This window comes from Aquabacterium sp. (assembly GCF_016234775.1).
Taxonomy (GTDB): domain Bacteria; phylum Pseudomonadota; class Gammaproteobacteria; order Burkholderiales; family Burkholderiaceae_C; genus Aquabacterium.
Map to the genome: position 1 here is coordinate 125852 of NZ_JACRAH010000021.1, position 21234 is coordinate 147085.

20 protein-coding genes are annotated in these 21234 nt (G+C 62.1%); 17 read left to right on the plus strand and 3 right to left on the minus strand.

Annotation, left to right across the window (positions count from 1 at the left end):
- Positions 1-104 precede the first annotated feature (104 nt).
- On the plus strand, positions 105-2348 hold the full coding sequence (locus tag HY836_RS06700; protein ID WP_290674791.1) for a PhoX family phosphatase: 2244 nt from the start codon (positions 105-107) through the stop codon (positions 2346-2348).
- A 32-nt stretch (positions 2349-2380) separates the two neighbouring features.
- A complete protein-coding gene (locus HY836_RS06705) occupies positions 2381-3004 on the plus strand; it encodes a PEP-CTERM sorting domain-containing protein (protein ID WP_290674793.1) in 624 nt (207 codons plus the stop codon).
- Between the two features lie 118 nt (positions 3005-3122).
- On the opposite strand, the gene HY836_RS06710 is transcribed toward HY836_RS06705, so the two are convergent.
- Positions 3123-4619, minus strand: a complete 1497-nt coding sequence (locus HY836_RS06710) for a galactose oxidase early set domain-containing protein (RefSeq protein WP_290674795.1) — start codon at positions 4617-4619, stop codon at positions 3123-3125.
- Positions 4620-4969: 350 nt separating this feature from the next.
- Here HY836_RS06710 and HY836_RS06715 point away from each other — a divergent pair, with 350 nt between their 5' ends.
- The 11 genes from HY836_RS06715 to nth all read left to right on the plus strand — a co-directional run bounded on the left by HY836_RS06715 (position 4970) and on the right by nth (position 15880).
- A complete protein-coding gene (locus HY836_RS06715; RefSeq protein WP_290674797.1) occupies positions 4970-6226 on the plus strand; it encodes a polyhydroxyalkanoate depolymerase in 1257 nt (418 codons plus the stop codon).
- Positions 6227-6281: 55 nt separating this feature from the next.
- Positions 6282-6941, plus strand: a complete 660-nt coding sequence (gene rsxB / locus HY836_RS06720; RefSeq protein ID WP_290674799.1) for an electron transport complex subunit RsxB — start codon at positions 6282-6284, stop codon at positions 6939-6941.
- Between the two features lie 149 nt (positions 6942-7090).
- Entirely contained in the window at positions 7091-10291 is a 3201-nt protein-coding gene (locus HY836_RS06725; protein ID WP_290674801.1) for an ExeM/NucH family extracellular endonuclease, read from the plus strand.
- Positions 10292-10310: 19 nt separating this feature from the next.
- Complete coding sequence (locus HY836_RS06730; protein WP_290674802.1) at positions 10311-11039, plus strand: hypothetical protein; 729 nt, start codon at positions 10311-10313, stop codon at positions 11037-11039.
- Between the two features lie 237 nt (positions 11040-11276).
- Positions 11277-11495 (plus strand): hypothetical protein, encoded by a 219-nt coding sequence (locus HY836_RS06735; protein ID WP_290674804.1) that lies wholly within the window; start codon positions 11277-11279, stop codon positions 11493-11495.
- Positions 11496-11615: 120 nt separating this feature from the next.
- A complete protein-coding gene (locus HY836_RS06740; protein WP_290674806.1) occupies positions 11616-12245 on the plus strand; it encodes a LemA family protein in 630 nt (209 codons plus the stop codon).
- A gap of 9 nt (positions 12246-12254) precedes the next feature.
- Entirely contained in the window at positions 12255-13220 is a 966-nt protein-coding gene (locus HY836_RS06745) for a TPM domain-containing protein (RefSeq protein WP_290674808.1), read from the plus strand.
- Between the two features lie 11 nt (positions 13221-13231).
- A complete protein-coding gene (locus HY836_RS06750) occupies positions 13232-13735 on the plus strand; it encodes a TPM domain-containing protein (RefSeq protein WP_290674810.1) in 504 nt (167 codons plus the stop codon).
- Positions 13736-13829: 94 nt separating this feature from the next.
- Positions 13830-14585 (plus strand): hypothetical protein, encoded by a 756-nt coding sequence (locus HY836_RS06755; protein WP_290674812.1) that lies wholly within the window; start codon positions 13830-13832, stop codon positions 14583-14585.
- Positions 14586-14645: 60 nt separating this feature from the next.
- Complete coding sequence (locus HY836_RS06760) at positions 14646-15230, plus strand: DUF3617 domain-containing protein (protein WP_290674814.1); 585 nt, start codon at positions 14646-14648, stop codon at positions 15228-15230.
- A gap of 8 nt (positions 15231-15238) precedes the next feature.
- A complete protein-coding gene (gene nth / locus HY836_RS06765; protein ID WP_290675067.1) occupies positions 15239-15880 on the plus strand; it encodes an endonuclease III in 642 nt (213 codons plus the stop codon).
- 55 nt (positions 15881-15935) lie between these two features.
- Here the strand turns inward: nth and HY836_RS06770 are convergent, their stop codons facing one another.
- Together HY836_RS06770 and HY836_RS06775 are read right to left on the minus strand one after the other, a co-directional pair.
- Positions 15936-16910: an SGNH/GDSL hydrolase family protein gene (locus HY836_RS06770; RefSeq protein WP_290674815.1), complete on the minus strand. Its 975-nt coding sequence runs from the start codon at positions 16908-16910 to the stop codon at positions 15936-15938.
- Between the two features lie 134 nt (positions 16911-17044).
- Positions 17045-17959, minus strand: coding sequence for an SDR family oxidoreductase (locus tag HY836_RS06775; RefSeq protein ID WP_290674817.1), 915 nt, complete (start codon positions 17957-17959; stop codon positions 17045-17047).
- Between the two features lie 72 nt (positions 17960-18031).
- Between HY836_RS06775 and HY836_RS06780 the strand changes: the two genes are divergently transcribed.
- The 4 genes from HY836_RS06780 to HY836_RS06795 all read left to right on the plus strand — a co-directional run bounded on the left by HY836_RS06780 (position 18032) and on the right by HY836_RS06795 (position 21219).
- Entirely contained in the window at positions 18032-19075 is a 1044-nt protein-coding gene (locus HY836_RS06780; protein ID WP_290674819.1) for a CDP-6-deoxy-delta-3,4-glucoseen reductase, read from the plus strand.
- Between the two features lie 36 nt (positions 19076-19111).
- Entirely contained in the window at positions 19112-19534 is a 423-nt protein-coding gene (locus HY836_RS06785) for an HIT family protein (RefSeq protein WP_290674821.1), read from the plus strand.
- Between the two features lie 163 nt (positions 19535-19697).
- The gene (locus tag HY836_RS06790; protein WP_290674823.1) at positions 19698-20393 is read left to right on the plus strand and encodes a hypothetical protein; all 696 of its coding nucleotides are present in this window, start codon (positions 19698-19700) and stop codon (positions 20391-20393) included.
- Positions 20394-20628: 235 nt separating this feature from the next.
- The gene (locus HY836_RS06795; protein ID WP_290674825.1) at positions 20629-21219 is read left to right on the plus strand and encodes a hypothetical protein; all 591 of its coding nucleotides are present in this window, start codon (positions 20629-20631) and stop codon (positions 21217-21219) included.
- Positions 21220-21234: the final 15 nt, after the last annotated feature.

A 21234-nucleotide genomic window follows, 5' to 3' on the forward strand; every position in this document is an offset into this window, starting at 1 on the left:
AGGCACCAGGCATGTCACATGGCTTCGAGATAGTGCTGTGATCCTGCGAGGGTTGGTGTGACGCCAGCCTCGCAGCCCACCAGCCTCAGCAATCGGAGTTCCAGATGAAGGGTGCATCCCATCCCACCAATGACGTGTCCCTGAACCCGTCGTCCACACCATCCATCCTTGAGGTGATCAGCGAGGTTCAAGCTGGTCGTCGCCAATTCATCAAGTCTGGCCTGAGCGCCACCGCGCTGGCCTCGGCCGGTGGCTTGACCCTGGGTGGCCTGGTCAACACCGTGCACGCGGCGGTCTCCAGTTCCGCCATGACGCAGCCGATCGGCTTTGCCAACGTACCGGCCAATACACGCGCATTGAATGTGAGCCTGGGCGGTGCCGCTGATGCCGTGGTGGACAAAATCACGGTGCCAACCGGCTATACCGCGCAGGTGCTCGTGGCATGGGGTGACCCAATCATGGCCGGCGGCACGGCCTTTGTCGGGGACGCCAGCGAAAGCGCCGCGCAACAGGCCCGGCAATACGGCATGCACACAGACGGCATGCACTTCTTCCCGATGCAGGGCGCTGGTGGCACGGTGCTGAGCGACCGTGGCATTTTGTGCGCCAATAACGAGTACACCCACGAGCACATTCTGTTCCCCGGCGGTCAGGATGGCGGCGCTGGCTATGACATCACCAAGACCCGCAAGTCACAGGCCGCACACGGCGTTTCCGTGCTGGAAGTGCGTCGCGTCAGCGGCTCGTGGAAGGTCGTCAAGAACTCCATCTATGGCCGCCGCGTTACCGCCAACACCTTGTGCAAGGTCAGCGGCCCTGCCGCCGGGCATGCGCTGCTCAAGTCCAAGAAGTACGCCATTGCGGAATCCGGCAGCACCGACACCGGCTTGCTGAACGATGGCACCGTGGCCTACGGCACCATCAACAACTGCGCCCATGGTTACACCCCATGGGGCACCTATCTGACTTGCGAAGAGAACTGGAACGGCAACTTCGGCAGCACCACGGCCGTACCCAGCGCCAGTTCTGGCGAAGTGGGCAAGCTGTTCAACCGTTACGGTGTGACGGCCTCTGGCTTCGGCTATCGCTGGCACACCACCGACCAGCGCTTTGATGTCAACGTCAACCCCAATGAGCCCAACCTGTTTGGCTGGGTTGTCGAAATCGACCCGACCAACCCGATCGCGGCACCGATCAAGCGCACGGCACTGGGCCGTTTCAAGCACGAGAGTGCGCAGTACGTGGTTGACGCTGACAACAACATCGCGTTCTACATGGGCGACGACGAGCGCAACGAGTATGTGTACAAGTTTGTCTGCGCCGGCAAGTACAACCCGACCAACCGTGCAGCCAACCGCAACCTGCTGGACAGCGGCACACTGTATGTGGCCAAGTTCAACAGCACACTGAGCGGCGAATGGATTGCGCTGGTGCCCGGCACCGTTGGCGTGGACGGCGTGGCGCTGCGTGACAACCCGAACTTCTTGGGTGCGAACGACGCCGAAGTACTGGCCAAGATCCTGATCAAGGCCCGCATGGCGGGTGATGCCGTCGGCGCCACCATGATGGACCGCCCCGAATGGACCGGCGCACGCCCCCGCATAGCTGGTTACGACGAGGTTGAGATTTATTGCACCCTGACCAACAACAACCGCCGCGGTAGCGCTGCGACCGCCACGTCGAACGCCGTCAATGGCTCAACGACCGCAGGCTCGGCTCGACCCGCACCGGACGCCGCCAACCCTCGTCCTGACAACGTCTACGGCCACATCATTCGCTGGCGCGAAACGGGCAAGACCGTCACCGCCACAACTTTTGCCTGGGACCTGTTCGCTCAGGCTGGTGACACGTCTACCGCCAAGTCCGCCAAAACCTACGGCAGCGCCATCAACGACTACAAAGGCGACATCAACGACATCCCGAACGGCAGTGCCGACTACGGTGCACCGGACGGCCTGTGGTTCGACTGGTTCGGCCGCCTGTGGGTTCAGACAGACCAGGTTGGCAATGGCTCGGGTGACTTCGTCAACATTGGCGGCAACATGATGGTGTGCGCCGACCCAACTACCGGCGAGACCCGTCGCTTCCTGACCGGCCCGAACAAGTGCGAAGTCACCGGCGTGACCATGACGCCCGATGGCAAGACCATGTTCGTGGGCGTACAGCACCCTGGTGAAGACAACGACACAGCCCCCTTCCAGACGATCGCCACGCCAACCTACTACTCCACCTGGCCCCAGGGGCAGTGGGCGGTCGAATCCGATGGTGTGACCCCGCTGCCCGCCGGTCGCCCCCGCTCTGCCGTGGTGGTCATCACCAAAGACGACGGCGGCATCATCGGTTCCTGATCGGTGCCCATTTCATCTCAAGGATGTTCAACATGAAATTCCCATTGATCGCTGCAGCCGCCCTGATGGCTGCCTCCGTGTCGGCCCAGGCCGCTCACATCAACTACTCGCTCGAGAGCGTGGCGGGTGCCACCGTCATCGGCTTTGACAGCTTTGATGGCCTGGTCAACACCACCGGCAGCATCGACCTGGGCAATGGTGTCGTCTTTTCCGGTGACCTGGACGCCGAGTTGTCGCCACCAGTGCGCGACCTGGGCGACAACGGTGCGTGGACCTTTGGTCTGAACGGCTTCGCCGCCTCGGGCACCAGCGGCACGATGACCTTCACCTTCGATGCGCTGAAGGCCGGCGCCAGCGCCTTCGTCAGCCACCTGGGCGGCGAGAGCCTGTTGATCGAAGCACTGGGCAGCAGTGGCAACGTGCTGGAAAACGCGACCGTGACGTTCGCCGCCAGCAGCATGTACAGCTATGACGAAGGTCTGTACGTAGGCTTCCTGCGCAACACCATGGACATCAAGAGCCTGCGCATCACCGGCGTTGGTGCCGTGGCCGACAACGTCACGGCTGCCGTGCCTGAGCCCGAGACTTACGCGCTGACCATGGTCGGTCTGAGCGTGTTGCTGGGCGCCCGCAAACTGCGTCGCAAGCAAGCCTGAACGCCGATGATCTGAGGTGAGGGGCGCAGTGCCTCACCTCAGATCACGACTGCACAAAGACAAACCCCGCCAGTATCGGCGGGGTTTGTGCTTCATGGTTCGATGTCAGGCGAAGCCATCAACCCAACTTGATGATCTTCGCCACCGAGGGCACGCCTGCACTGTTGAACACGAACAGCATGTAGTAGCCCGGAGGGGCCACGTTTGCAGATGTTGGCATGTTCACTTTCAAGGTCGAGCCCGACGCGGTGTAGCCGAGATTGAGGAAGCGTTGATCAAAATCGACTGTGTGCGTGACAGAGCCGGTCTTGACCAGTGTGACCTTGCTGATGCCAGACACATTCGCCGTCACCGTGATGGGCGAGCCCCACGTGGCCGTGGCGGGTGCTGACGTGATGCTGGGGCGCGTGGCCAGCGTACCCGTGATGTCCTGCTTGTACAGGTAAGGCGGCGTGTAGATTTCGCCATTGAGGTTGATGACCGGGCCAGGCGCGCCACCACCGGCCGTCAGCACGCGGCCATCAGGCAACAGCATCGAGACCGAGTGATACAGGCGCATCTTCACCGCCGTGGCGGCCGTGGTCCAGCCGTTGTTGGCCGGGTTCCAGATCTTGGCCGTATAGGCCACGCCATTGGCCACGTTGGACACGAAAGAGCCACCACTCACGAACACCTTGCCATCGGCCATGACCGTGGCCGAGCCGTGATAGCGATCCTGCCCCACGCCGGTGACGTTGGTCGCCTTGGGCGTGGCGCCGTTGATGTCGATCACCACGGCCTTGTTGAGCTTGCGGAACGACAGGATCTTGCCAGGCGCATACATCAGACTGGTGAGGTATTCGTCGCTGGCCGGCAAGGTCAGGCTGGCCTTTTCCAGCTTGCCGGTGCCGGCCGGATCCAGGAAGTAAGTGCCGCCCAGCTTGGTGGCGATGAACACCTTGCCATTGGGTGCCTGCCAGGCGCGCGGGTAGCTCCAGTTGTTGATGCCATAGGCGTTATCGTCGGCGGCGGTTGTCAACGAGCGCCAGCCCTTTCCTTCGGTATAGACCTCCGGCGTGGGCGCTGGCGTGTCGGGATCGATGCGGCCGCCCAGCACCAGCACCTCGCCAGCTGCCGTGGTCAGCACCGTCGGGTACCAACGCAGGAAAGACATGGGTTGCTGGGCTGAATACAGGGCCGACGAACGGTAGTCAAACAGATTGACGTCGTTGACCGAATAGTTGCGAACGTTGTTGACCGTCTTGTCACCACCGGTCAGCAGCACGGCGCCGCTGGCGGGCAACACGATCTGCCCACTGCAGAAGGTGTCCGTTCCGGTGGTGTTGGGCAAGGTCAGGTGCGAAGCGGCACCTGTGCCCTTGGCCGGGTCCCAGACGTCGTAGGTGAACTGCCCAGTCTGATTACCCTGACCGTCGGTGCCGTAGCCCAGCACACGCCCGTCAGGCAGCAAAACCACATGGATAGGAATCAAGGGCCAGTTCACCACCGGACCGAAGGAGCCTTTGACATAGGTATCCCAGGCCGCCCCGGCCTGCAAGGCGCTCAACGTCGCACCGACCACAATGGCTTTGGCGATGCGGGTTGGAACAAGTCTGGTCGTGCGGCACGTCGTCATCGGAAGGCTCCCTGGTGTCTGCTGGCTGGATTTGGCTTCATTTCACAATAAGAAATGACCAGTAAGTAAACGTTATCGCAGACCTGAGGCCAACCCTAGGCTCAAGGCCCCCTCGGTCCGGGGGGATTCCCCCCTGCTTCAGTAGGGACGTATCACGACAAGCCTTTGCCGCGCATTAAACGATTGAGCAGACTCAAAAATGCACGATGTTCGTGCTGTTGTTGCCTTGCTCTAGGGACCCGGAGAAGTGCAAATATTGAAAAACTAAACTATGCTGCACTGCACCATGCTGTTGAAAACGTGAGTGATCACGGTCATGTGTCCGCAGTACCAGAGGAAAAGGCCCCGCCATGCTCTATCAGATCTACGAAACCAACCGCGCCTGGATCAGTCCATTCTCCGAATTCGCCAGTGCCGCCTCCAAGCTGTACAGCAACCCGCTGTCGCCCATGGCCCAGGTCCCTTCCGCGCATCGCGTGTCGGCTGGCTTTGATCTGATCCACCGCCTGACCAAGGAATACGAAAAGCCCGAGTTCGGCATCAACAAGGTCAACGTGCACGGCACGGACGTGGTGATCCAGGAACAGGTCGTTGAAGAAAAGCCGTTTTGCAAGCTGATCCGCTTCAAGCGCTTCACGGACGAATCCAAGCTGCTCGACAAGATGCGTGATCAGCCCTCCGTGCTGGTCGTGGCGCCGCTGTCCGGCCACCACTCGACCCTGCTGCGCGACACGGTGCGCACCCTGCTGCAAGACCACAAGGTCTACATCACCGACTGGATCGACGCCCGCATGGTGCCGCTCGAAGATGGCCCATTCCATCTGGACGACTATGTGAACTACGTGCAGGACTTCATCCGCAAGGTGGGCCCTGGCGTGCATGTGATCTCGGTGTGCCAACCCACGGTGCCCGTGCTGGCCGCCGTCTCACTGATGGCCAGCCGCGGCGAGCCCACCCCACGCACGATGACCATGATGGGCGGCCCGATCGACGCCCGCAAGTCGCCCACGGCCGTGAACAACCTGGCGATGAACAAGAGCTTCGAGTGGTTCGAAAACAATGTGATCTACCGCGTGCCGCCCAACTACCCCGGTGCCTCGCGCCGTGTGTACCCAGGCTTCCTGCAGCACACTGGCTTTGTGGCCATGAACCCGGATCGCCACGCCACCTCGCACTACGACTACTTCCTGGATCTGGTTCGCGGTGATGGTGACAGCGCCGACGCTCATCGTCAGTTTTATGACGAGTACAACGCGGTGCTGGACATGCCGGCCGAGTACTACCTGGACACCATCAAGACCGTGTTCCAGGACTTTGCCCTGGTCAACGGGACCTGGAAGGTGCGCAACCCCAAGGGCAAGGAAGAACTGGTTCGTCCGCAGGACATCAAGACCACGTCCTTGTTGACCGTGGAAGGCGAGCTGGACGACATCTCCGGAGCCGGCCAGACCAGGGCCGCTCACGATCTGTGCACGGGCATCCCCAAGGCGCGCCAGAAGCACTACGACGTGGTCGGCGCAGGTCACTACGGGATCTTCTCTGGCCGTCGCTGGCGCGAGCAGGCTTACCCTGAAGTCAAAGCGTTCATCTTGTCCCACAACAAGTGAGCCCCAAGCCCTGCACGCCCCGTGCGGCGCAGGGCTTGTACACTCCAGCGCCATCATGCTGGACGCCAAACAGATCAACGCCCTTTTGCCGCAGACGCAATGCACGCGCTGCGGCTTTCCTGATTGTGAAAGCTATGCCCAGGCCATTGCCCAGGGTGAAGCTGGCATCAATCAATGCCCACCTGGCGGCATGGAAGGTGTGCGTCGACTGGCCCAGCTCACGGGCCTGGCAGAGTTGCCCTTGAGCGAGACCCATGGCCTGGAAGGGCCGCGTGCGCTGGCCGTCATCGATGAGGCATGGTGCATCGGCTGCACCTTGTGCATCAAGGCCTGCCCGGTCGACGCGATCATCGGCACCAACAAGCACATGCACACGGTGATCGAGGACCAGTGCACGGGTTGCGAGCTGTGCATCCCCGTGTGCCCTGTGGACTGCATCTCGCTGGAACCGGCGCATGCGGGCGACCCCAAACCCACCGGCTGGGCCGCCTGGCCCCAGGAACTAGCCGACCAGGCCCGCCAGCGCTACGCCTTCCATCAGATCCGCGTGGTGCGTGCCAAGGCCGAGCATGAAACACGCATGCAGGCCAAGGCCGAGCACAAACTGGCCCACCTGCCCGAAGCATCCAAGTTGACCGACCCGGTGCAACTGGACCACAAGCGCGCCGTAATTGAAGCGGCGCTGGCCCGCGCAAGAGCACGCCGGCAGGGCTGACACCGCCACCACGTCTGTCTGGCATCACCCTATTGCAGACACTGCCACGGATCATGGGCCCAAGGGACCACGATCCAGCGGACGCGCCCTCGTGCCGCTGCCACACGGCATGACCACACTGCATGGCACCTCATTGACCAAGGTCTGCCATGCGATTGTTCCGCCCTGCCCGAACTGCCTCCATCCACGCCATCAAACCGGTTTGCGCCGCGGCGCTCCTGGCACTGAGCGGCTTGGCACACGCTTCCGAGAACGGCCTGGTCATCAGCCAGGTTTATGGTGGCGGCCAGGCCACGCAAGGCAGCCCATCGTTCAAGCAGGACTACGTTGAACTGTTCAATGCCGGCGACTCCAGCGTCAGCCTGACTGGCCTCAGCCTGCAGTACGCCTCCGCCGCCGGCAACTTCGGCTCGCCCGTGCTCCTGGACACCGGCTCAATCACGACCCTGGCGCCGGGCCAGTATGTGTTGGTCGGCCTGGGTGCCGGCACGGTCGGCCCCAACTTGCCCCTGGTCGACATCAGCGGCTCGACCGCCGCGTCAGCCACCAACGGCAAATTCGCCTTGGTGGCAGGCACCACGGCACTGGCTTGCGGTGCAACCGGCACGTCGGCAACACCCTGCCCGCCCGCCAAACTGGGCTTGATCATCGATCTGGTGGGCTATGGTTCGGCCACGATGAGCGAAAGCTCGGCAGCGGCGGCGCTGTCAAACACGACAGCCGCCTTGCGCGCCAATGGCGGTTGCACAGATGCCGGCAACAACAGCACTGACTTCGCCACCGGCACGCCAGCGCCACGCAATGCGAGTTCACCGCTCAACGCCTGCAGCGTCAGCAGCCAACCCATCGTGGCCAGTTGCCCAGCGATCAACCTGCAAGCTGGCACGGGTGGCGCCGTCTCGATCTCGGCCAGCGATGCCGATGGCATCGTCAACGATGTGGCCTTCGTACCCGCACCACCCACAGGCGTCACATTCGGCCCGTTCCTCCAGGCCACGGTCAACGGCGGGACCGCCAACGGTCAGATCCTGGTCGCCAGTACCGTTCCAGTGGGCAGCTACCCCTTGCTGCTGGAATGGGCCAACAACCAGAACCAGACAAGCGCATGTACCGTCAACCTGACGGTGTCGCCCGCGACCGCCACCAGCACCCCGATTGCCCAGATTCAAGGCCAAGGCAACACCAGCCCACTGGCAGGGCAGACCGTCACCACCCAGGGTGTGGTCACCAAGCTCACCAACAATGGTTTCTTCATGCAATCCCTGGTGCCTGACCTCAACCAGGACACCTCAGACGGCATCTTCGTGTTCACCTCCACTGCACCCACTGTGAGCGTCGGAAACGAGGTGAGGCTCACCGGCCTGGTCGAGGAGTTCGACGTCAGCCTTAGCGCAAACAACCCTCTGGCCGAGGCGCACACCGTCACCCAACTGAAAACCATCAGCGGACTGACCGTGCTGAGCACAGGCCATGCCGTCAACCCCACGCCCATCACCTTCCCCGAGGTGAATGAAGACGACCTGGAAAAGGTCGAAGGCATGCTGGTGACCATCAACACGCCGCTCACGGTCAGCCAGAACTATTTCCTGGGCCGCTACGGCCAGGTCACCCTGTCGGCCGAGGGCCGCCTGATCAAGCCCACCAACAAGTACACGGCCGGCTCGGTGGACGCGATCAATCTGGCTGCCGACAATGCCAGGCGCCGCATCCTGCTAGACGATGGCAGCACCCTGCAGAACCCCAACCCCACGCCCTATATCGGTTCGGACAACACCTTGCGTGCAGGCGATACCATCGCCTCTCTGACCGGCGTCATTGATTACAAGCTGGCGACCAGTGCGACCAATGGCCTGGCCGACTACGCCATCCACCCTGCTCAGAGCGTGAGCTTCACGCGCAGCCATCCGCGCACAGCAGCGCCCAGTTCCGTGGGCAGCAGCAATGTGAAGGTAGCCAGCTTCAATGTGCTGAACTTCTTCACAACCTTCGTCAACGGCAGCACAGTCGACGGACTGAGCGGACAGGGTTGCAGCCTGGGTGCATCCGTGTCCGCCAGCAACTGCCGCGGCGCCAACAACCTTACCGAGTTCAATCGCCAGCGTGACAAGATCGTGCGCGCCATGGCCGCCATCAATGCGGATGTGGTCGGGCTGATGGAGATCCAGAACAACGGCAACACCGCCGTGCAAAACCTGGTCGACGCGCTCAACGCTCACATGGGCACAGGTACCTATGCTGCCGTGTCACTGCCAACCTCGCTGAGTGGTGGCGGCAGCGGCACCGGAACTGATGCCATCCGCGTGGCCATGATCTACAAACCAGCCCGGCTCGCCACCGTGGGCCAGTCTGTGAGCGACACCAACACCATCCACAACCGCCCTCCTCTGGCCCAGACCTTCTCTGCGACCAACGGGGAAAAGTTCACCGTATTGGTGAACCACTTCAAGTCCAAGGGCAGTTGCCCCGCGCCCGGTGATGCGGACTACCCGAGCAACGACGACAGTGGTGACGGTCAAGGTTGCTGGAACGGCCGGCGCCAACAACAGGCGAGCCAGCTGCACAACTTCATCACCGCGATTCAAAACACCCAGCAAGATGCCGACACCCTGGTAATCGGTGACCTGAACGCATACGGCAAGGAGGACCCCATCCTCACGCTGACCAACAGCCACGGTCTGACCGATTTGCTCGAAACGTACGTCGGCACCAGCGACTACTCCTACGTGTTCGACGGCGAAGCAGGTTACCTTGATCATGCCCTGGCCACGCCCTCGCTGGCCTCTCAGGTCACGGGCGCCGTGCACTGGCACATCAACGCCGATGAACCGACCATCATCGACTACAACCTCGAGTTCAAGCAACCCGCCTGCTCGACATGCGGCCCCGACTACTACAGCCAGTCACCCTATCGCTCGTCTGACCATGACCCCGTCGTGATCGGCCTGAACCTGGTCAAGCGGATCACCGGCACCACACGCGGCGACACGATCAACGGCACCGCTGGCGATGACCGCATCACCGGCGGCGAAGGCGCAGACCTGATCACCGGCGGTGCAGGGCGCGACGTCTTCGCCTACAACAGCCTGCGCGATGCCTTCGATGCCATCACCGACTTCACGCCCGGCGTGGATCGCGTCGATCTGAGCGCCATCGCCACCAGCCTGCGTGCCAACAACCCTGGCGTTGACCTGCTGACCGCTGGCTTCTTCCAGCTGACCGATAGCAGCGCCGGCGTGCAGATCCGTCTCGATGCCGACGGTTTGGCAGGCACGGCCAGCGCGCGCCCCCTGGTCACGCTGCGCGGCGTCACGGCCGCCCAGATCGTCGCCGCCCGCGACCTGATCCTGTAATCCACACGAGACAGACACCATGAAGTTCACCTCCACCCTTCGCGCGCTGATCACAGCCGGCCTGTTCACCCTGACCGGCGCCGTGGCACATGCCGCCCCCTTGAACACCTGGCTGACGGCAGGCGATGTCGCACAAGGCGCACAACTAGGCAACATCGATCTGACAATGCCCAGCTACCTGCTGGGCACCGCCGGCATGGACGTTGCCGAAGATGCACCGTTGGCAGCAGGCGCCTTGAACCTGTCCGGACAAAATCCCCAGGATGTCGCCAGCCTGACCAGCGTCATCGGCGTACCAGACTACCTTTTTGACGATCAGACCCATGATCACTTCACATATGAAGGGTCTGCCCTGTTCAACACGGTCAGCGTTCAAGCCGGCGACACGCTGAGCTTCGACTGGCGCCTGTTTGCTCAGGTCAATACGGAGTCGATACCGGCGGCCGATGCCGCCTGGTTGATCCTGGACAACACCGCCATCAAGCTGGCCGACGTGGACAGCCTGAGCGTCATGAACGGCACCTGGCTGGACTCTGGTCTGCAGCACGCCAGCCACACCTTCACGCAAACCGGCCTGGTCAAGATCGGCTTCGTGGTTGCAGACGTGGACAGCTACGACACCACCAGTGTGCTGGCCGTCCAGCACATTGGCCTGACGCCCGCCGTACCCGAACCTGAGGGTGTGGCGCTCGCCTTGACCGGGTTGTTGATTCTGGGACGTCTCACACGCCGCTCGCACCAAAGCTGACACCCCCTGGCACCACTTTGTTGCCACGGCACGGGCGACGTTTCACGTAACGACAACAAGGGGTTTATCCGCCGTCAAAACGCGGGGACACCCCCTGAGAATCGGGGCCATTGCGAGGCCGGACAGGCGAGGCACACCCCTGCTTCATGGGGTCACCCCCCTGTCATGTCTGGCCCGCAAAATGCATGATGAAAAAGGTGGCCAGCCCATGCGCGTTGGCCATGAAGTGGAGAAGCCATGCGCGCCTTGATGAACCTTGCGATTGAACCTGCCCTGCGTATTTTTGAAGTGTCAACTCTGGTGGTGATCACACCCTCCCAGCAGGCCGTCAAGCGCGTTCTCAAAGTGATGGCAGACACCCCCCTGGGCGCCATCCAGATCGTGCGCGATCGTTATCCCAAGTCGCGTTCACACGAAGTGCTGTCCTGCCAGTTGCTGGATGCCCAGGCCGCCTGAGCCGGTGCTGCCGTTGCCTTCGCTGTATTTGCGCCCCTTGCAATCTGCGATCCTGACCTGATCTAAGCTACAGGTCTGCGCCAGCCATGGCTCAGGTCCCGTTGACATGAAAGGTTCGCGATGACTGCTGCGTCTTCCCTTCTGCCTTGCCTCTTGCGCCGTCTGGCCCTGTTCCTGGGTGCCGCATCCCTGGCGCTGTCGCTCACCGGCTGTGGCTACAACGACTTCCAGCGTCTGGACGAGCAAACCAAGTCGGCCTGGTCCGAGGTGCTCAACCAGTACCAACGACGCTCAGATCTGATCCCCAACATCGTGGCCACCGTCAAGGGCGAAGCCGCCTTCGAGCAAGACACGCTGACCAGGGTGGTCGAAGCCCGCGCCAAGGCCACCAGCATCCAGGCCACACCGGAACTGGTCAACAACCCCGAGGCCTTCAACAAGTTCCAGCAAGCCCAGGGGGAGTTGTCTGGCGCGCTGTCTCGCTTGATGATGGTCACCGAGAACTACCCCAACCTGAAGGCCAATCAGGGCTTCCAGGATCTGCGTGTGCAACTGGAAGGCACCGAGAACCGCATCACCGTGGCCCGCAACCGCTATATCAAGGCCGTTCAGGACTACAACGTGCTGGCGCGCAGCTTCCCGAGCAACCTGACGGCCATGGTCTTCAGCTACCAGGTCAAGCCCACGTTCACGGTCCAGAACGAAGCCCAGATCTCGACACCACCCACAGTCGACTTCGGCAAGAAGTAAGCGCGCATCATGAGGCCGGGCCCCCCGCCTGCTGACACCACGCATGCGCTGCGCTGGATGCGCGCTGCGTGGACGAGCCTGAGCCGGATTGCTGCCCTGCTCTTGACGCTCTTCGCACTGCTGTTTTCGACCCTGGTCCTGTCTGCCGAGCCAACGGGCGATGTCCTGCCTGTCCCCCCGTTGAGCGGGCATGTGATCGACAGCAGCCAGACACTGAGCACCGCCCAGGCGCAGGCGCTGGAGCAAAAGCTGTCGGCATTCGAGCGCGCTCATGGCACGCAGATGGTGATCCTGCTGGTGCCCAGCACGCAACCCGAAGACATCGCCGCCTTTGCCCAACGCGTTGGCGAGACTTGGAAGATCGGCCGACGTGATGTGGGCGACGGCCTGCTGATCGTGGTGGCCAAACAGGACAGGCGCATTCGCATTGAAGTGGCCAAGGCACTGGAAGGGGCCGTGCCCGATCTGGCCGCCAGCCGCGTCATCGAGCAGGCCATCAAGCCAGCTTTCAAGGCGGGTGACTATGCGGGCGGGCTCAATCGGGGCGTGGATCAGCTCGTGGCACGCATTCAGGGCGAGAACCTGCCTGCACCCGAAGCGCGAACGTCCGAGGGGCGCCATCCAAGCGGCGATGGCTTTCAGTTCAATGATCTGATGGTCTTTGGCCTGATCGGCATCCCCATCGTGTTTGGTGTGCTCAGTGCCATCCTCGGGCGCAAGCTGGGCGCCCTGGCCACGGGCTCCCTTGGTGGCTTTCTGATATGGGTGGTCACGAGCAGCCTCTTTCTGGCCATCGGAGGCGGCATCATCGCGATCTTCCTCGCACTGGCCTTTGGCAACGGAGGCGGACGCCGCGGTGGCCCGGGCAGCTGGGGTGGTCCACCCACGGGTGGCGGCTGGTCCTCCGGCGGTGGTGGCTGGTCCTCCGGCGGTGGTGGTGACTTCGGAGGCGGTGGTGCCTCCGGCAACTGGTGAGGACGCAGGCGATGAACATACTCACCCGCTGGGCACGCCATCTCTGGCTGGATGCGGCCGATGCACGCAGGCTGTTGGGCACGGACGGGCTGCAACGCCTGGAACAAGCCGTGCGCGGCAGCGAAGCCCGACACATGGGCGAACTGCGTCTGTGCATCGAAGCGGGGCTGCATGCCCCTGCACTATGGCGAGGTGCCTCGTCCAGAGAGCGTGCCGTGGCGCTGTTCAGCCAGTTGCGCGTCTGGGACACCGAGCACAACAACGGCGTGCTCATCTACCTGCTGCTGGCCGAGCGCCGCATCGAGATCCTGGCCGACCGAGGCCTGCACGCATGCACGGGCCCGGCCGTCTGGCAAGGCATCAGCGATCAGTTGTCGGCGGCGCTGCAGGCCGGCCGATACGAAGACGGGCTGAGCGAGGCCATCCAGGCGGTCAGCAACTTGCTGCGACAGCACTTCCCACTGACGAGCGCGCCCAATCGGAATGAACTGCCTGACGCGGTGGTGTTGATCTGAAACACATGCGCCGTGTCAAACACGCGACCACGGGATTGACCGTCATGTGCACCGACAAGACACTTCGCGGGCTTCATACCGATACAGGGAAAACATGACACTCAAGACGCTGAGCTTCGCCTTCATGGCCGCGCTTTCCGGCTTGGCCGCGGCCACACCGACCACCTACACCTTCACCAGTGGCGCCATTTCAGGCAGCGGCAACAGTCAGCTTGTGGCGTTGCTGGGCGCTGCGCCGAAGGTGTCTGGTCAATTCAACTATGACCCGCAAGCAGCCTTCTACGGCAATTCAGGTGATCTGGGCTTTGGTGGCAACTCGGCCATCTACCTGGGCTCACCTGCCGCACTGGCTCTCTCCGGGCTGTCAGGTTCGGTCGCTGGTTTGTCGTTCGCGGATCCCTATGGAACAGTGAGTGTTGGCAACGATCAATTGGCGACACCAGGTGCACCACGAGATTCCATCCTCATCGCGGCTGACCCGTCACCCAAGGCAGGCAGCAACACCACGCCGACCGAATACCCGAGGCAGCTGTCAACATTCGATATCGGTGACTACCGGCTCAGCAACGTCAGGCTGTTCTGGACGCAAGGTGCAAATGGCGCAGCGGATTTCCTGACCGACACCACCATGCCTGCGCAACTGCCAGCCTACGCCGGTGGCCTGGCCCTCGACTTCATCCGCATCAGCGATCCAGGCAATCTGGCCAACGTGCCTTATTTCGCCAATACCGTGTTTTTCAGTGGGTTGCTGGTTCAAGCAGTGGCCGTACCTGAGCCAGATCAATGGCTGCTCAGCCTGCTTGGCATGGGCCTGATCACAGGGACGATGGCGCTCAAGCGACGCCGCTGACTCGACAGCGCTTTGCCCGCCGGCTTGTGTCATCATCGCCATGCACAACAGGAGGTTCACATGCCCACTCGCGCACCTGCCCTCACCTTCCGACACCTGCTCAGCTCGGCCTTGCTCATCGTCTTGCCCGCGTCGGCGATGGCCGTCGACATGCCCCCGATGAAGCCCGGCCTCTGGGAGGTCACACCTGATTCCCAGAAGGTCAATGGCAAGCCCTTGCCAGACATGTCCGCTCAGTTGGCTGAACAGATGAAGCGCATGCCACCCGAAATGCGTGCTCAGATGGAGTCGCAGATGAAGGCCCGGGGTATTCAGATGGCACCTGGCGGCACCGGCATGGCCGTGCGCATGTGCATCACCCGGGACATGTTGTCGCAAAACCGTTGGCAGAAGATGGATGGCCACTGCCAGAACACCGCCATGAAACAGTCCGGCATGACCTGGAGCTGGAAGTTCACCTGCACGGAGCCGCCCAGTGAAGGCGAAGGTAGCACCACCTTCCAGAGTGGCGAGGCCTATACGAGTGACTTGCAGATGCGCAGCACGCGCAACGGACAGGCACAAACGATGTCCATGAAGCATCGAGGCAAGTGGCTGAGCGCCGACTGCGGCGGGCTCAAACCTATCGAGCCGCCATCCAAATGACCACGTTGATGAAACCGGCCGACATCCAGGCCTTTTTCGAAACGCTGCAAGCCGCCAACCCCCACCCCGAGACGGAGCTGAACTACAGCACGCCGTTCGAATTGCTGACCGCCGTGTTGCTCTCGGCACAGGCGACCGATGTGGGCGTGAACAAGGCCACGGCCAGGCTGTTCCCCGTGGCCAACACGCCTGAACAGATCCTGGCTTTAGGCGAAGTGGGGCTGTGCGAGTACATCAAGACCATCGGCCTGTACAAAAGCAAGGCGCGCCATTTGCTGGAGACCTGCCGGATGCTCATCGCGCAGCACGGCAGCGAAGTGCCCCGCACCAGAGAAGCCCTGGAGGCCCTGCCCGGCGTGGGTCGCAAGACCGCCAACGTCGTGCTGAACGTGGCCTTCGGCGAGCCGACCATGGCGGTAGACACGCACATCTTCCGCGTTGGCAACCGCACCGGGCTGGCGCCCGGCAAGACGCCCCTGGATGTGGAGCTGAAATTGCTCAAGCGCATCCCGCCTGACTTCAGGCTGCATGCCCACCACTGGCTGATCCTGCACGGGCGCTATGTATGCCAGGCACGCAAGCCCCGATGCTGGGAATGCAGCGTCAGCAGCAGTTGCAAGTTCAAGCCCAAAACAGCAGCGCCCGCCTGAGTGCGAACTCGGGCAGGCGCTCCAGGATCAGATGCGGCGCCAGGCCGCACGCGCATCAGGCTGAGCGTTGGCGGCGCACAGCAAGGCCTGTGAAGATCAAGCCCACCATCATCAAACCACTGGTCATGGGTTCGGGCACAGCCATCACCGAAGCAGCCATGTCCTTGCCAACCGCCAGATGGACCAGCGCGGTCGGGTGCACCTTGTCGAACAGGTAGTACTGATCGGGGTTACTGCATACCGGTGCAGACGAACCGCCACCAGCGTAATCACCCGTCCAGCAACGATCGGTGACGTTGCCACCAAACACGCTCAGCTCATTGCGCACGATGCTCAGCATGGCGGGCGTGTTGTAGATGGACAGGTTCATCCCGGCGCTGTTGGCCTCCAGGTTGTTCATCTGCGTGGTCAGCGCATTGTTGAACGATGCACTCAGGCCGCTCAGAACTGCTGAGGGAATCGCGCCCGAGGTGCCATAGAACGTGGTGCCCAGATCCGGCAGCAGGGGAATGAAGAAGTCGCGCGCGCCGGCACCGTACAGCGTGCCCACCTCGGTCACCAGGTTGGTCACGGCCGTGGTCACGACGGCATTCATGTTCGAGAAGTTACCCGTGGCAATGGCTGCCAGGAAGTCATTGCCGCCACCCCAGACCACGTACAGCGAGTTGGCATCAGCAGGGCCGGCCGCCACATAGTTGTTGACCTGGCTGAGCATGCCGGTATTGGCCACCAGCGGGTTCTGCGCCTGGAACTGGTTGGCAGTGCCGGTCATGGCGCCACCGTAGGCGTAATCAACCAAAGGCAAGCCCAACTGCTGAGCCATCACTTCCACAGCCACCGAACCATTGGTGAAGCGACCATTGGCATAGGGCGCGGCGGGCACGGCGCCACCAAACTTCTGAGCGAGGTTGCCGTTGTCGGACAGGCTGTCGCCGAAGACGACCACCTGGTCATAAGCTTGCGCCGACGTGGCGGACAGGATTGCAATCAGGGCCACACTGGCGGCGGCCACAGCACGACGGATGGACATGTACTGATCCCTGCTGAATATTGGATGATGAAAGCGGCAAAGATATCACCGACCCTTCCAGCAAGGCCGAGGCACGACACCCCTATGAGAGGGAAAGGGCCCTGAACAGGGGGCCCGCATGTCGCCAACAGGCGTCAAGTCAACCCAATCTGTATCGATGGGTAACGCAAACGCAGCTTCAACTCATCCTTCAGTCGGCGGTTCGTCAAGCGACGGGACTCGCTCATGAACGACAACTGCATCGGGCTCAGGCTGGCAGCCGCCTCTACCCTGCTGACGCGTGGTGATCGCGGCAGCCCGAAGTGATCGGCCACCCAATCGAAGTACTCACCCATGCGCATGTCGGTGTCGTCACAGGCATGCACCACGCGCCCCGGCTTGCCGCGCCACATGGCCGCCAAGCAGGCACGCGCCAGGTCATCGGCATGGATATGGTTGGTGTACACGTCATCTTCGTGCCTTAGCAAAGGACTACCTCGGCGCACGCGATCACGCGGATCGCCGCCTTCGCGATCCAGCGCATAGATACCAGGGATACGCAGCACGCTGGCCCGGGTGCCTGAAGCCATCACCTCACGACGCCCCCACCACCGCACCAACGCTTCGGCGTGCACGCGGCGGCGCCCTCGGTCCGTAGCAGGCGCAACGGCGCGGGTCTCATCAAACATTGCGCCCTGGGCATCGCCGTACACGCCTGTGGTGCTGCCATAGACCAAGGACCGCACACCGCCACGCCCGCTCAAAGCTGCAAGCAATCTGCTGGTGCGTGGATCGGTGGCACCCGTGCCAGGCGGCGGGGCCAGATGCAGCACATGGGTAGCCAGGCCGGCCAATCGCCCCAGGCCGGCCGGCTGATCCAGGTTGCCGACCAGCGGCACGATGCCCGCCTCGCGCAAGGCCTGCACCTTGCCTGCTTGTGATGTCAGGGCCAGCACGCGGCAACGCGGCAGCAGTTGCTTCGCTGCCCGCAAGCCCACATCACCACAGCCCACGATCAGCACGCGCGTTTGACGAAACCGGGTATGTCGTGCGGGTTGGGGATAGAACATGGGGGCGTGCTGCAAAGTCTGAGCGAAAATCGACCCTGTGATTCTGAGGCCATCTTGATCGAGGTTGTGTTCATGAGTTTTTCCGTCGCCATCACGCCCAGCAACCGCACCTTCACCATGCAGCGTGATGAAACGGTGCTGAGTGCCGCCATCAATGCCGGCATCGGCCTGCCCTACGGCTGCAAGGACGGCGCCTGTGGCTCATGCAAGTGCAAGCTGGTGGAAGGGCGTGTGATCCACGGCGCGCATCAGGAAAAGGCGTTGAGCCTCAAGGACGAAGAAGCGGGCTACATGCTGACCTGCTGCGCCACGCCACAGACCGATCTGGTGCTGGAGTGCAAGCAGGTGGTAGGTGTGGGCGACCATCCCGTGGTCAAGATGCCCACGCGGCTGACCAGCCTCACCCGGCTGGCACCCGATGTGATGGTGCTGCGCCTGCAACTGCCGGCCACCAACAACTTCGGCTTCCGTGCGGGGCAATACATCGAGTTCGTGCTCAAGGATGGCCAGCGCCGCAGCTACTCCATGGCCAATGCCCCGCATGCGGTCAAGGAGGCCGGGCCTGAAGGCATCGAGCTGCACATCCGCCACATGCCGGGTGGCGTGTTCACCGATCAGGTTTTCAGCACCATGAAGGAAAAGGACATCCTGCGTGTGGAAGGCCCGTTCGGCACCTTCTTCCTGCGCGATGAATCCGAGCGCCCGGTCGTGCTGCTGGGCTCGGGCACCGGCTTCGCGCCCCTCAAAGCCATCATCGAAGACATGCGCCACAAGGGCATCAGCCGCCCGACCACGCTGTACTGGGGCTGCCGCAGCAAGGCGGATCTGTACATGCATGACTGGGCCGCGCAACAAGCCGCCGAGCTGCCTTGGCTGACCTACGTGCCCGTGCTGTCAGAGGCCAAACCGGAAGACAACTGGACCGGCCGCACCGGCTTCGTCCACCAGGCCGTGCTGGCTGACCTGCCCGATCTGTCTGCGCACGAGGTGTATGCCTGCGGTGCGCCCATCATGGTGCAATCAGCCCGTGAAGACTTCATCGCCAAGGCTGGCCTGCCCGAAGAGTATTTCTACGCCGATGCTTTCACGAGCGCTGCCGACAAGGCCTCATCCTGAAGCCAGGCCCGCGCCACACCATCCAAGGAGCCCCACATGAGCTACGACACGAACAACATCTTTGCCAAGATCCTGCGCGGTGAAATCCCCTGCATCAAGCTGTATGAAGACGATCACACGCTGGCCTTCATGGACATCATGCCGCAGACCGAAGGCCATGCCCTGGTGATCCCCAAGGAGCACGCAGAGACCGTGTTCGAGCTGTCGGATGCCGCCGCGGCCGCCTGCATGAACACGGTGCGCAAGATCGGCAATGCGCAAAAGAAAGGCCTGGGCGCCGATGGCGTCGTGCTGATGCAGCTCAACGGCCCGGGCGCAGGCCAGACCGTGCCCCACTTTCACATCCATGTGATCCCGGGCTCCATTGCTGATCTGCGCAAGCCGCACGCCACCGTGATGGCGGATCAGACGCACTTGAAGGCGCTGGCTGCGAAGATTGTGGCAGCGTTGGAAGCCTGAACACCCTCAACCGGCCTCATGCTGAACGGCCCCCACGATGAGGGGACATGGGGTCGTGTCACGGTGTTGACATCAAGCGAGCCCGTTCGCCATTTATCCTGCCTCTCCACGAATTTCAAAGCAGGAACCAGGCAGGTTCCATGACGAAAAGTGGGGAGACTTCATGCGTCGGCCGTTTGTCATGGGCGTGCTTTGGCTATCGCTCGCTACGCCAGTTCTGGCAGAACCGAGCGAACCGCCAACCCAGCTGAGCCCGCTGGAAATCCGCATCCCCTCGATCACCAAGACGTGGAAGCGGCCAGAGGGAAGCAACGGGCCAGACATCACCATCGACGACATCGAGCGCTGCATGGGGCAGAACGCCGGCATGCGGCAAGCGGTCCAAGGAATCAAGCAAGAGCAATCCCAACTGGAAGGGGAGCAAGCTCAGCTAGCCGCCAAGCATGAAGAACTGGCGCAAGGCGCCCGAACGCTGGATACCAGGCGGCAGGCACATCAGGCCCGCGTGGATCAATTCCATGCTGACAGTGCCAGCCTGGCGCGCCGCCTGGCCGACATCGAGAAACGAAAAAGCGCACCTGCGAAGACCAGGCAGGATATGGCGCAAACCAATCAACTGGTTGCAGCCTATAACGCAGATGTGGCCAAGTTCAACGGCCTGCGGTCTGCGCTACTGCAAGAGGAAGGGGCGATCAATCAAGCTGTGGCGACCTATAACGAAGACGCTGCGCGCACCAATCAGCTGGTGGCCGGGTTCAATGAGCGAAACGGTGGTTTTCAGCGCCGCGCGGCGGAGCTTGCCAATACATCGGCGGCGTACAACGCGAGTTGTGCGGGTGAGCGGGTTTTGCGCAAGTGAGGCCCAAGTCTGACTTGTCGCGCACGCTTGCGACCGTGATGGCGGATCAGGGGCACTTGACGGCGCTGGCTGCGAAGATTGTCGCGACGCTGGAAGCCTGATAGGCTTTCCAAACTGAGCCCCAAATGGAAACGCAGGGGACAGGTCGCATGAAGCCCTCGACAAGGGGGGCACTGCCGCCTGCAGATAACCAACAATGCAGCGGTCAATCAATACTGTTCAGGGAAATCACAACATGATCAATCGTTTCATTGGCATGGCCGCCTTGTCATTAATCTTTGCCAGTACGGCCAAAGCCGAGACCGAGACCTGGCACCTTGAGGGCATCATTTACCGGGTGACCGAATCGGCCACCAACATCCCTGATGGACTCCAAATCGATCAATCTTTCACGGTTGATTACATCATCGATGGTGATGCTCCATTTGACGGCTATGTAATTCACACCGCCGTTCAACAGATCACCATCAATGGCAACAGCACTTTGGCGAATGGCCACATCGCAAGAGCAGGCCTGGGCCTGAACGTCACGCCAATGGACGCCATCTTTGGCTTGACCTTTGTGTCATTCAATGCGCTGAACCTGGCCAGGACCCCCACGCCATCCACGCCCATCTCTGCGCATGAATTGTTGACACAGTACGCGCTCAGCCCATCAACAAACTCGGGTGACATCCGATTCGACTTCAATGGTGGCGGCCATCCATCCGTCTGGGGGCATGTCAACAGTTTCGCCCAGACCGTGCCGGAACCTTCAAAGGGGCTACTCGGCGCACTCGGCCTGGTCGGCCTCTTGACCACTGTCCGACGCCACAAAGCCACGTAAGACCAACGCCGTTTC